This window comes from Nitrosomonas sp. Nm33 (assembly GCF_900107265.1).
GTDB lineage: Bacteria > Pseudomonadota > Gammaproteobacteria > Burkholderiales > Nitrosomonadaceae > Nitrosomonas.
In genome coordinates this window covers 14,960-27,347 of record NZ_FNPJ01000039.1, presented here as the reverse complement: position 1 = coordinate 27,347, position 12,388 = coordinate 14,960, and the positions used below count along the sequence as shown (strand labels likewise).

The 12,388-nt window shown below is 43.9% G+C and carries 14 protein-coding genes and 3 tRNA genes; 2 read left to right on the top strand and 15 right to left on the bottom strand.

From position 1 onward, the window contains the following. Positions 1–347 precede the first annotated feature (347 nt). The 12 genes from BLV54_RS09265 to BLV54_RS09215 all read right to left on the bottom strand — a co-directional run bounded on the left by BLV54_RS09265 (position 348) and on the right by BLV54_RS09215 (position 6,917). Positions 348–587: a hypothetical protein gene (locus tag BLV54_RS09265; RefSeq protein WP_090570982.1), complete on the bottom strand. Its 240-nt coding sequence runs from the start codon at positions 585–587 to the stop codon at positions 348–350. Between the two features lie 2 nt (positions 588–589). After that, positions 590–766: a hypothetical protein gene (locus BLV54_RS09260; protein WP_256329335.1), complete on the bottom strand. Its 177-nt coding sequence runs from the start codon at positions 764–766 to the stop codon at positions 590–592. Continuing rightward, complete coding sequence (locus BLV54_RS15560) at positions 732–1,028, bottom strand: hypothetical protein (RefSeq protein ID WP_176969728.1); 297 nt, start codon at positions 1,026–1,028, stop codon at positions 732–734. The genes BLV54_RS09260 and BLV54_RS15560 overlap by 35 nt, the downstream gene beginning before the upstream one ends. 3 nt (positions 1,029–1,031) lie before the next feature. Further along, complete coding sequence (locus BLV54_RS09255) at positions 1,032–1,280, bottom strand: hypothetical protein (RefSeq protein ID WP_143032467.1); 249 nt, start codon at positions 1,278–1,280, stop codon at positions 1,032–1,034. 68 nt (positions 1,281–1,348) lie between these two features. Continuing rightward, entirely contained in the window at positions 1,349–3,235 is a 1,887-nt protein-coding gene (locus BLV54_RS09250) for a DUF927 domain-containing protein (protein ID WP_090570976.1), read from the bottom strand. Further along, the gene (locus BLV54_RS09245) at positions 3,225–3,695 is read right to left on the bottom strand and encodes a hypothetical protein (RefSeq protein WP_090570972.1); all 471 of its coding nucleotides are present in this window, start codon (positions 3,693–3,695) and stop codon (positions 3,225–3,227) included. Before BLV54_RS09245 ends, BLV54_RS09250 begins: the two co-directional genes overlap by 11 nt. Positions 3,696–3,712: 17 nt before the next feature. Continuing rightward, positions 3,713–3,964, bottom strand: coding sequence for a helix-turn-helix transcriptional regulator (locus BLV54_RS09240; protein WP_090570969.1), 252 nt, complete (start codon positions 3,962–3,964; stop codon positions 3,713–3,715). Between the two features lie 410 nt (positions 3,965–4,374). Continuing rightward, positions 4,375–5,577 carry a tyrosine-type recombinase/integrase gene (locus BLV54_RS09235; protein ID WP_090570966.1) on the bottom strand — a complete coding sequence of 401 codons (1,203 nt, stop codon included), beginning with the start codon at positions 5,575–5,577 and terminating at the stop codon, positions 4,375–4,377. A gap of 164 nt (positions 5,578–5,741) precedes the next feature. Next, positions 5,742–5,831 (bottom strand) — tRNA-Leu (locus tag BLV54_RS09230). Between the two features lie 21 nt (positions 5,832–5,852). Then, positions 5,853–5,926, bottom strand: a tRNA-Cys gene (locus BLV54_RS09225). Positions 5,927–6,030: 104 nt separating this feature from the next. Next, positions 6,031–6,105, bottom strand: a tRNA-Gly gene (locus BLV54_RS09220). A gap of 131 nt (positions 6,106–6,236) precedes the next feature. Continuing rightward, positions 6,237–6,917, bottom strand: coding sequence for an alpha/beta hydrolase (locus BLV54_RS09215; protein WP_090570963.1), 681 nt, complete (start codon positions 6,915–6,917; stop codon positions 6,237–6,239). Between the two features lie 73 nt (positions 6,918–6,990). On the opposite strand from BLV54_RS09215, the gene BLV54_RS09210 reads away from it, so the two are divergent. Continuing rightward, positions 6,991–8,088, top strand: coding sequence for a transglutaminase family protein (locus tag BLV54_RS09210; protein ID WP_090570959.1), 1,098 nt, complete (start codon positions 6,991–6,993; stop codon positions 8,086–8,088). Positions 8,089–8,261: 173 nt separating this feature from the next. On the opposite strand, the gene fdxA is transcribed toward BLV54_RS09210, so the two are convergent. Next, a complete protein-coding gene (gene fdxA / locus BLV54_RS09205; protein WP_090570956.1) occupies positions 8,262–8,585 on the bottom strand; it encodes a ferredoxin FdxA in 324 nt (107 codons plus the stop codon). A gap of 306 nt (positions 8,586–8,891) precedes the next feature. Between fdxA and xth the strand changes: the two genes are divergently transcribed. After that, entirely contained in the window at positions 8,892–9,740 is an 849-nt protein-coding gene (gene xth / locus BLV54_RS09200; protein ID WP_090570953.1) for an exodeoxyribonuclease III, read from the top strand. A gap of 155 nt (positions 9,741–9,895) precedes the next feature. On the opposite strand, the gene BLV54_RS09195 is transcribed toward xth, so the two are convergent. Continuing rightward, positions 9,896–10,159: a VOC family protein gene (locus BLV54_RS09195; protein WP_256329333.1), complete on the bottom strand. Its 264-nt coding sequence runs from the start codon at positions 10,157–10,159 to the stop codon at positions 9,896–9,898. A 728-nt stretch (positions 10,160–10,887) separates the two neighbouring features. Continuing rightward, a complete protein-coding gene (locus BLV54_RS09190; RefSeq protein ID WP_090570950.1) occupies positions 10,888–12,360 on the bottom strand; it encodes an ATP-dependent nuclease in 1,473 nt (490 codons plus the stop codon). Positions 12,361–12,388: the final 28 nt, after the last annotated feature.

Genomic DNA, 12,388 nt, shown 5'->3' with positions numbered 1-12,388 from the left:
GCTTACACGTTCCGCGAGAAGAAACCTTCACTTAATATCAGATTCACTCAAGCTCTTCCACTTGTAGGGTTGTGATTCTTATGTCGAACTCACGTTACAAATACGCTGATCAGCTAAAGAAAACTGTTTCTTTATATCTGCAGGGTGATTAAATCAACGAATAGCTATACACCATTTAATAAAAGTTTTCTGGAAAAATTTTCTGTTCTTTCCTTAAATACACCAGCAGAATTGATCAAATAAGAAAACCCCACCGGACAGCTACAAAATCCGATGGAGGTCTCACGCATCATTTCTAATGTGGAGCTTGCAAAGTCCAGTGATTGAAGCAACAACCCGCCAGGCTGCTAAAGGTCTGACGGGTCAACCTCACGCCCGCCGCCTTCTTTTGTGCAGTCTACGGTAACAATTTCGACGATTATGCTGTTATCTTCATCGAATGGGTAGCCATGCTTTTGTTGATAAGCGGCCTTGGCTTCTTCTAAAGTCTGCCGGGCAGTTGAGTAGATTAGTGCGGGCTTTCGCTCTTCTAGGCCAGCAATACGCTGTTCTAATGCGTCTATTCGTGATTCAAGATTTTTGCTCATTGTTAATCCGGTAGGTAATTCGCTAATTGCTCAAGCGCCTTGGCTATATCATCCGGTCTTTCCGGTTCCGGTTTGCCTTGCTCTTGAGCAAACATGCAGGCGCTTGCATGGAAGTAATCAACTAGCGGGTTTAGCTTCTGTGCTTCAAGTCGTGCGATTCTTTGCTCTAAGTTCTTCACTTGCTTGCTCCAATTTTTCAATACGTTGTTCTAATTCAGTATCACGAATCTGGTTAGAGATTGCCGTTAGCATGTAGATCAATCGTGTCCCTTCCTGACTTGGCAATTTCAACCGTCTAACTTCTTCGTAAACTTTCGCCATTTCCCGCCGTACCTCTCGAAGTGTACCCAGTCGCAACCGTGGAAGCTTTGGGGGAGGGTGAGCGGGTAAATGTTCCCCCTCAATCACTTGAACGGGTTTGTCTTTGCCAGAATGCTTCATTTTTCACCGTCGTTCATCCGTTACAGTGTAACTATGCTTAAACTCACCCCTTGCATGTTTCAGGAAATACTCAAGCGCCTGAGGATCGTTCCAGTATTTATCAATCACTAGGTGATGATCTTCTTCTGGTTCGCCAATTGAGAATAACCAGGTGTGGATTTCTTCAAGGTCGCTATTTGTTATTTGTGGCGTTACAGACGTTACAAGCGTTACATCCAGTATTAATGCGGGTTTCCGCGTAACGTCACTCACGTTACAAGACGTTACAGACGTTACAGAATTATCGCGAATGCTTGCAAGCAGGGAATCAAGCGCCATGCTTACCCCTCTATTATCTGGATATGGTAAAGCTTCTTGACTCCAATGCTGACACGGGTAGGCTTTGCGCGTTCTTTCCCGCTCTCTAGCGTCTGTAATACCCCGACTTCTTGCAACACATCTAGCGCCCGGTTGAAGTCAAAACCTTTTAAAGCTTCCCGCAGTCCAGGGGAATTGAACAGATAAACCCGCTTGCCGTCATAATCTTTCCACCAGCCCGCCCGGTCACGAATCACAGGCAAGTCATGATTAACGCTATCAGCATCAGAAAAACGCGAATCACCATGACGACTGATAAAATCAGATACCTGTTCTAGTATCTGGTGCTTTTCGCTGTTGCCCTTGCCGCGTATGGATTGCCACGCTCGCAGGCCTTCGACTGACGCATCAAGCGCCGCTCCTTCACCCCATCCAGTTAATCGGTACTCAGTAGCCAACTCACCGGTCAGCGCTATCAATGCGAATCTTGCAGCAACCCGCTTGAATTGCCCGCTGTCGTTATCACCTTGAAATTGAAATGCAGACAGGCTTTTAAATCGCTCGAAATACTTTTTGAAGTCTCGATCATCAGAGGTAAGCTTTTTAAGAAATGCCCGTCCAGCATGTCCATAATGACTTGAAGCAATACTTTTGATTTTGTCTGACAAAGCCGCGCCATTAGGTAGGCTGTGCAGTTCATCGAATGCGCCATATTTACGGGCTACAGGTATGTCCAATAACCTTACAGCTTGACCAGCCTTGACCGTGCGCCCGCCTTCCTTGATGGATGTTTCTATCGTTCTTTCACCATTGGAGATAATGAAGCACTTCCACCGGGTTAAGCTTTTTGCATCGCCGTTTCTATTGGCTCGCTGTTTGCCGTACCCGTTACCGAGTGAATAAACGATCTTGCCAACTTCTAGCGGCTCACATTCGCTGATTTCATCCAGGCATAAAAGATTATCGTTAAATAATGAAGCTGCACCTTCAAGGCCGTTGGCTGTTGCCTTCCAGCTTCTACGGTAGGCTTTGCCGCCCCATACTGAACGCGCAGCATCTAGCAAGGTTGTTTTGCCCGTTGAAGAATCGCCAAAGAAGTGAATGCCTCCACCGTCCAGACCGCACTTATCAAGCATCACGCCAGCAAATGAAGCCGATAACGTTAGAATCATCATGGGATTTCTAATTGCCAGCTGCGGCAATTCCTGCCAACCGTCCAGCGTTCCAGCCTGGGTAAACTCATCAAAGAAACTGGTGATGCTCTGGTAAATGATGCTGTCTTTATCTTTGCCAATAACCTTATCAGGTAAAACAAAGCTATTACTACACCATCCGGTTTTAGTAACGCAATGAATCCGCTTCTTTGGGTGTTGGGACTGAATATAATTGCTAAGCTGGTTCCGGCTGGTTGGGTCGATCTCCACCCCCATATTTAACAACGCGCCGCGCATTTCCTCGCCACTACCTTTTAACATTTCCATAGGCAGAGGCCATGCCCGCCATGTGTTAATTGAAGTCTTGAAACGCAACAAGCGCCCAAAGTTATTTTGATCTTTATCGTGAGTAATCGCGTCAATATGGATGGGTGAGCATATCCACGTTTCAGTAGGTATTTGCACCTCTTCGCCGTTTTCTTTTCGGGTCTTTATTCCGAAATACCAAACACCAGGACGGTATTTACTGCCGCCTTCTTCAAGCCAATCATCCAGTATTAGGTATTTAGGCCGGTCTTTTAAAGGTGGAATTTTGCAAGTTGTAACGTCTGTAACGTCTGATTTTTCGTTGACGTTACAGCCCAAAGTCGCACCATTACTTGTTGTAACGCTTGTAACGTCTGTAACGTCTGAATTTGATAATGTCTGGCTAAAAAATTCTGCGGTTTCTGTTTCAAGGCTTGGTCTATCTGCCATGAGACCTCCTTGAGTAGCTCACTGCATCATTAATACGAATAACGGCTTTAGCTAAATATTCCAGGTCTGCTTCTGGTAGAGTCTCGCCTTCATTGATTCGCCTGGCTGCAATCAATAGAACTGCAGCATCAAATGCCAATGCTTCGAGAATTTGCCACTCTTGAAAGTATGCGCGTGACTGTGGGTCATACTTCGCCTTGCTGGTATCGGGGAAAAGATCGCTGACCGATAAACCCATAGCACTTGTTATTTCGTGAATACTGCAACCTGCAAAGCATTTCAAGAGAACCCGCCCATCATCGCCAACATTGACCGCCAGACTGCGGGATTTCCTGTCATTATGACCAGGACAAAAAGCGAGCAAGCCGCCGTTTTGCCGACGGATTACGCCCTTTAGATGAGGGGTAATTTTTGATAAAATATCATTGCTGTGGTAAGCATTTTTTCGCAAGGGAGTCATTGTTCTGGCTCCCTTTTTTATTGCATTAAATTTTTTCTATCTGCCTTCAGCTTCTCTACTAGCTCACGTAGTTTTACGTCGTTTAGTCCTGCTGCGTGAGCTTTACACATCGTATTGATTTCTGAGTCAATCCATACGGATGTACGGCCTATCTTGACGGGGGAGGGGAATAATCCTTTGCGAATCCGCAAATAAAGATTAGCGTGGGAAAAAGAAGTTTGTTCTAATACTGCTGGTTTTTTCTTGAAACTAAGATTTTGCATTGCCATATAAGTTATTGATCCTTATAAAAAATGACAATGACTGAGGCGATTATCTACAACCAATAGTTGTTACTTAGAGGTAACTTTAGTTAGCAACTTGTTAAACATTTTGTATATAATCACAATTGTAGTTACACCAAAAGGTGTAATTCGCTCTCAGTCATTATCCTTGCTCGGATTAAAAAATTGACTGGATTACCGCCCCCATTGTGCGCCAACACAATGGGGGCATTTCACTTGCCTCGCCGTATCCATAAGGATATGACGTTGCATGGCTGTGTATTATAAATCAAATTTTGTACTAAGCTAATAAAGTGGAATTCTAGTTTCCAAAAATTGATCAACCTATTGAATAATCAATAGAAGTATAAAAGGCTTACGAGGAAATAGCGTTCGCCTAAATTTTAACGACGCGCCTACCCGTTAATACTTATCACCTTGGCACCTGCTGCCAGTTCATCCAAATAATCCGCCCACCATTGCATCATCTCACGACGTTTAGGTAGATGCTCAGCATGGTTATATGCAGCCGCTACCTTGTTACGTTCTGCATGGGCTAATTGTCGTTCTATGGCCTCATGTGGCCAGCCATGTTCATGAAGTAGGGTTGAAGCCATGCTGCGGAAACCATGCCCGGTCATTTCGTCTTTTTCATAACCCATGCGCCTTAATGCTGCATTGACGGTATTTTCTGACATTGGTCTGTCGGTACTTCTTATGCTTGGAAAGATATATTTGCCATTCCCTGTTAATGGCTGAATGGCTTCTAAAATCTCAATTGCTTGATGTGATAATGGGATGATATGTTGCTCACCCATCTTCATTTTGTGGCCGGGTATGCGCCATTCTTTCTTATCAAAATCAATTTCTGCCCATTCTGCTTGACGTAATTCACCCGGTCGGACAAATAACAATGGAGCAAGCTGTAACGCGCATTTAGTGGTATATGAACCAACAAAACCATTGATTGAGCGCAGCAATGCACCTATGGCCTTTGGGTCGGTAATACTGGCATGATGCTTTGCTTTGACTGGTGTTAATGCACCCCTTAAATCGCCGCTAGGATCACGTTCAGCGCGTCCGGTTTGTATGGCATATCTAAACACTCGGCCAACATATTCTCTTGTCCGTTGCGCTTTCTCGTGCGCCCCGCGGCTTTCTATTTTGCGTAGCACTGCCAGCAAATCAGGTGCGTTAATATCCTTGATTGGACGATTACCTAGCCATGGGAATATATCTGCTTCCAGGCATCGTTTTATATTGGCGCTAGTGGATTCAGCCCAGGTGGTTGATTGCTTGGTGTGCCATTCAAGCGCTATAGTCTGGAATGTGTTTTCGTGAGCATGTTTCTTAACTTGCTTGTTGACGGCTTTCACCAGCGCCGGGTCAGCGTCATTAGCCAGTAAATCTCGTGCTTCATCTCTTTTCTTACGTGCAACAGTAAGGGTAACCGTTGGATAAACACCGATAGCCAGTGTTTTCCGTTTGTTTGCATATCGGTAATCCATGCGCCAATACTTCCCGGCGGAATTCACCAGCAAATATAAGCCGCCACTGTCGGCCATTTTGTATGGCTTATCTTTTGATTTAGCGTTACGTACTGCGGTATCTGTAAGCATTTGACGGTATCTCACCTGACGGTATCTAAAAGTACCGTCAAAAATACCGTCATTTTGACGGTATGTCCAGATACGTTGTGATACTATAAGATACTATCAATCCTTCTGAAAGCTAGTAAATTCAATGGGTTTGATACGATGAAATACTGCTTGAAATGCTTATTTGGTGCCCGGAGCCGGAATCGAACCGGCACGGGCGTATAAGGCCCGAGGGATTTTAAGTCCCTTGTGTCTACCAATTTCACCATCCGGGCAATCAAAATATGCTGGATTTTTGGAGGCGGGGGTCGGAATCGAACCGGCGTAGACGGCTTTGCAGGCCGCTGCATAACCACTCTGCCACCCCGCCATTCATTTTTATGATCAGAATGTGGTCTGTATCGTAACACCACAATGAATAATGCGATATGGATTTTTTATCTATTTACTAAAGAATCCAATTTATCTCGATATTGGAGCGGGAAACGAGGCTCGAACTCGCGACCCCAACCTTGGCAAGGTTGTGCTCTACCACTGAGCTATTCCCGCAATCTTGAGTTCTACGTACTTAAGAACACAATTCAAAAATAAAGAGAGGATTATAAAGATGCTGTTTATTTTGTCAAGAAACGCTTGAATCGAGTTTTCCTTAAATCGTTGTCATTTTATGTTTCAGCTTATCATCGCAAGACTTGTCGCAACCATTTGCTAATATCGGTCAGCTCCTCAGCACATACAGAATGCTCCATTGGATACTCATGCCATTCGACCTGGTAGCCAGCCTCCAGTAGCTGCTGCCGGGAAGTTTTTGCCAAGTGGATCGGTACAATAGGATCATAGCTACCATGCGCCATAAAAATGGAGGTGGGGGTATTAGCATTATGTGCTTCCTTGGTAAGTGTATGCGCTAACGGCAGATAGCTTGATAGCACCATAATGCCCCCTAATTTGTCTGGGTGACGCAGACCAACCTGCAGAGCTATGACACCTCCTTGAGAAAATCCAGCCAGCACAATATTGGTAGAGGGAATGCCACGTTGATTTTCTCGCTCAATCATTGCAGTGATCGCATGTTGGGAGCTACGAATACCCGCTTCATCTTCGTACTGATTTAGATTGATATTTTTGATGTCATACCATGCACGCATGATGAGACCCTGATTGATGCTTACCGGTTGTTTAGGGGCGTGAGGAAAAATAAAACGTATTGCGGTGTCAGGTGGCAGATCGAGCTCATGTATAATAGGCACGAAATCATTGCCATCAGCGCCAAGTCCATGCATCCACAAAATCGTATGAGTTGGCTGTACGCTGGTTTCTAATTCAATTGCAGGAAGTTGCTGTGATGAAGGGGTAGGCATGATGGAGGCTGATTGACTTGATTAAGTAATAAGATTAGATTTTCAAAAGTTATACTGGTTACAGGAGATGAGCATGAAACGCAGGGATTTTATCAAACTGATCAGTGCAAGTGCTACCTTGCTTCCTATTACTCCATCAATTTTTGCGCAAACCACGAGTCCAGGCAAATGGCGTAGTTATCGGTTGTCATATCAAGTGACTTTGCCTACAACAGGCAAAAATGCACGTCTATGGCTGCCTCTACCGGATACCAACGACACGCCTTATCAGTTTACCCAAGGGAGTGTCTGGAATGGCAGTGCTAAATCAGCAAAGTTTTATACCCTTCCTCAAACGAATTTTCCGGCTTTTTATGCCGAATGGAATGGAAATGATGAACGCCATGTTACAGTGAGTAGCATCGTCAAGACCGCTGAACGGCAAAGTGATCTACAGTACTACAATGCACCTGGCAAAGCAGTTATTCCTGATAATATCAAGCGCTTTCTGCAATCAACTCAACAAATACCATTAGATGGTATTGTCCGCAAAACAGCTTCTTCCATTACCAAAGACAGTAATAACAATTCCCCTTTGCAGAAAGCCCGGCTTATTTATGATTGGGTAATTGACAATGCTACTCATGACCAGAAAGTGCGTGGCAGAGGAAAGGGTGATGTTAAGCAGATGCTAGCAAGTGAAAACCTAAATGGAAAGTGTGCGGACATTAATGCCTTATTCGTTGGCTTGGCGCGTGCTTCGGGTATTCCTGCACGACAGCAATTTGGTATTCGGATAAACGAATCAGTGCTAAACAAAAATTTAGGTAAGTTTGGTGATGTCAGTACAGCGCAACATTGTCGTGCAGAATTTTATCTCGCCGGGCTTGGTTGGGTACCCGCTGATCCGGCTGATGTATGCAAGGTAATCGCATTAGAAGGTCTGCCTCGCAATCATGAGCAAGTCAACGCTTTGAGAGAGAAATTGTTTGGCGCCTGGGAGATGAATTGGGTAGCTTTTAACCATGGCGAAAATATCTCCTTGGGCCAAAATGGCAAAACAGGAAAAGTGCCATTCTTCTTGTATCCACATGCTGAGATAGATGGGCAGCAACTGGATAACCTTGAGCCACAGACTTTTTCCTACAAGATTGCGTCAGCAGCATTGGTTGGCACAGGAGCAAAATTTTGAGATCGATTAGAAAAAACCAGTGGGTAGAGTAATGAGGGAATGCGTTTCTGTTAAATAAGCACAATATTCCTGATTGGGATAACGGCTTGATGGGTTTGATGCAATGATCCTGCAGATGCCGTCGAACAGATAGTCATGAGTAAGACGGCATTAGCAGTGTATCTAGATTTTAGTTAGTGCTCCAGTTTATCCAGTTTGTCCTTAACATTGGCCCACTCGTCGGCATCTGGGAGTGCATCTTTTTTCTCGATGATAGGTTTCCAAATCTTGGATAATTCCTCATTGAGCGCAATAAAGCCGCGTTGATCGTCAGGAACATCATCTTCAGCATAAATCGCTTCTACTGGACACTCAGCTACACATAACGTGCAGTCAATACATTCATCGGGATCAATTACGAGAAAATTGGGGCCTTCGCGGAAGCAATCCACCGGGCATACATCGACACAATCAGTATATTTACATTTGATACAACTTTCAGTTACTACATAAGTCATGATGGAATTCCTTGCGTGGCACTTATAAAATTCAGAACCTAAAATTTTATCAGAAATTGAGGATGCTCTTCTACTTTGTCGACGGTCTTCTCAGTGAGAAAATCAAAATAAGGCTATAAAAATACATATTTTAATGTTTCAATAGCAGATTTCTCAGTAATTTCCAATAGGAACGACCTTAAATTGGCTAACGCCTATTAGTATGTATCATGTGTAAACTTTAATAAGTTAATGAGTTGAATCAATTATATGCTGTGCATTATGATGTGTTTTGCAGAAACTAACTGAATAATAAGAATTAATACTATGAAAATTGTTACCTGGAATGTTAATTCATTGAAAGTCCGCCTGCCACAGGTCATCAATTGGTTAGAGATTAATCAACCAGATGTGTTATGTCTGCAGGAAACCAAATTACAGGATGATAATTTTCCGACCACTGAAATTGCTGCGCTTGGTTATCAATCGATCTATGTCGGTCAGAAAATGTTTAATGGTGTCGCCCTACTAAGTAAGCAAAATGGAGCTGATGTTGTTACAGCTATTCCTGATTTGGAGGATAGCCAGAAGCGAATCATCGCGGCGACTTATGGAGATGTACGCGTGATCTGTGTGTATGTGCCCAATGGGGAAAGTATTGATTCAGACAAATATCAATATAAATTAATGTGGCTAACCGCGCTGAGCCAATGGCTCAGCAAGGAACTGGAACGCTATCCACGCTTAGCTTTGCTCGGAGATTTTAATATTGCGCCGGAAGATCGCGATGTTCATGATCCTGAATTATGGAAAGACCATGTGCTTTGCAGTGAGCCTGAAAGAAATGCTTTCCAGGAATTATTAAAACTTGGTCTCGTTGACAGTTTTCGTTTATTTGATCAGCCGGACAAATCATATACCTGGTGGGATTATCGCATGCTCGCTTTTCGCCGCAACAGGGGGTTGCGTATTGACCATATCATGCTCAGTAATGAACTGGCCAGTGTCTGTAAAAGCTGCATCATCGATAAGGAGCCTAGAAAATTGGAACGACCTTCTGATCACACTCCTGTTATGGTTGAAATCGCTCAGAATTTGGAGTCAAGCTTAATTTCTAATAAACTGGACAACCCAGTAACTGATAAATCAGGCACAGACCAAGGGGATACCGAATAAAGCCAATTCGTCGTTCCCACATAGGTGGTCTCACTGAACCCAGGAAACCAACGAGCTGGTTAGTATGTCTTGCGGACATCATGACTTATTCAGAAACTTCTCCAATGTATTTGCCGAGCGTGAAAGACTACTGAGTTATCCGTTCCAGGATGATGTTATTGCATCGAATGCAGGCCAATCATGTTGCCTTCGGTATCAACAACCAAAGAGATAAAGCCGTATTGACCAATAGACATTTTTTCTCGCACTATTTGCCCGCCGGAAGCAGCCGCACGAGTAGCTTCAACGGCACAGTCGGTACACATGAAGTAAACCAAAACGCAGTTTCCACCTGAAGGTCCATCTTTCATCTTAACCAATGCTCCAGACGCTCCTCTTGCATCCTTTACCATCGGAAAAGCCCACAATTCTATTTCCATTCCGGGAGGGCTGTCTAACCGTTCCAGTTTGACCTGGAAGACAGCTTCATAAAAACGTTTAGCCCCTCGATATTTTGCACGTAGATTTCAAACCACCCAACTGGATTATTATTCATTTGAATATCTCCTTATTCCATTTCTAAATCAAACCTGACTTTGTCGGCCTCTCCTTGCCGTATTATTTATACTGTCTGCGGCTCGCCTTCGCGTCATTTTTGATTTGGAAATAGAATTAAAATGTAAATTCATGTGTAAATACGGGAATGAGCTCAGGATTCTTGATTTGTTATGAACTACTGGTGCTGTTTGTTACTGAGCACCTTCTCTAGACTACTTAAGGTAATTAGGGATGGCAACTAAAAAATATGAAATTGATAGGCACTGGGCTTTCTTGTTCATAATGAGAACAGATATGGTGAGGATCGGTATATACGATTCTCGTCATTTGCTCTTTTACTCTCTGTCTCTCTGGATCAATTCTTGGTTTGCTCCTCGTTGTGTTTATTTTTTTATGCGGATAAATCCGCACTAACACATTGAATCTAAGGGAAGTGAACAAATTTACGTTTTTTGAACCATATCGAATTTGTGGAGGTGGGTATGGTTCGGGCTTTAAATTGTCTTACAGTCATTGATGGGCATAGCGTTTCGCCTAAATGGATTAATCATTGCGCGTGATCTGGCATAACGTATAAGATTTAGGTTTCCTCGATGAGGCCGTATAAGATTTAGTTTTCCTCGATGAGGCTGCGGACCCGTGATTCAAGCTGGCTACAAAATCCTTCATTTGTTCGTACCCATAGTGCCAAAAAAGCCCCACGAACGATTCCCTCTGGAACAAAACCAATTTTGATACCCAATTGGTTAAAGAGCAGGTGTGGGTCACGATTGGTACGGATTATTTCTTCCATTGAGCGGCGGACGAGTTCCTGCGCCTCTGGAGCTCGTTGGCAAGACACCGTTAGAATTGCGAGGTCTGTATCTAGTCTCCTTTGGGCGTTCTCAAAAACTGTTAGTTCTGGCTGTGAACCAGGGAGCCGAAGAATACCGAAATCTTCATTTTCCTTCTGCTGTGAATCTCCATCAATAATGCAAAGTGACCGAAAAGTAATTGCGGGATTGGTCATATGTGCGTTATGCGTAAGGACGGCATTACCATCGCCAGCGACTGCATGGACTTCGATCTGCTCATAGTCAACTCCGAGGCGTTCTCGAAGAATAGAGTCAACCCAGCATTTAGCAAACTCGTCTTCGACGAATATGGCGAGTTTCTTGTCCACACGCCCAGCAACTGCCCTCAGAGCCTCGACGCTTAATTTTCCTTGGCGTAACTTCCCATCGATACATGCCCAAATTGCTTCGTTTGGCAATGGTGACAGTGCGTAGTCACTATGCGTTGTAAAAATAGCTTGTATTGATCGTCTCTCAGCTGCATCAATTAAGTATTCCACCATTCGTCTAGTGGCAACTGGATGTAGTCCATTTTCGATTTCTTCGATGAGAATTAGGGTATTGGATGGAGTAGCTTCTATCTCAGAAATCATACGAATAATTGATGACTCCCCTGCTCCGAAATGGAATTCAGAATACTGATTCATCCCGCTACGCCCGATAAAAAAATCATCATCATGACCAACGTCAGTGACCTTAAATCCGTCAACTGATTTGCCGAGAATATGCTCGATCTGCTGGGCGACTGTGGAGGGCAAATCGGTAAGTATGCCCTTGTGACGATAGGTAGAGCGCATTAGTTTTTTGAATCGGGATTTTTCGCCTGCCGGAACTGTGCGTTCAATTCCAAAGAACAAAACATCACGTTCTAACACTTCACCACGAACCCACTTGGCTTGTCTGAAGTTGCTGCTTCTTTTGATTGTCTGCCGAGAATTAACTGTTTTGTCAACAAGCTCATATTCGACCCGCCATCCAGACATTGATTCATCACCGATGGCGCTTCTAGGAAAGAAGAGGCCAGGCTTAATTTGTTTGTAAGCGCATCCTGCTGCGCCAAGCACAGATGATTTACCGCTTCCGTTCGGACCAATGAGCGCGGTAACAGGAAACTCGAACGTTATATCTTCGCCCGTGAAACCACGAATTCTGCTGATGCTCGACTTGAGCAAATATTTTCCGTAATCGTGCCGTCGAACTTTGTCGAGCAGCTTTACCTTTGTTGATTCTCGAATTTCGCTATATGTCATTTAATACATTATTCAGGTTGCTATAAAA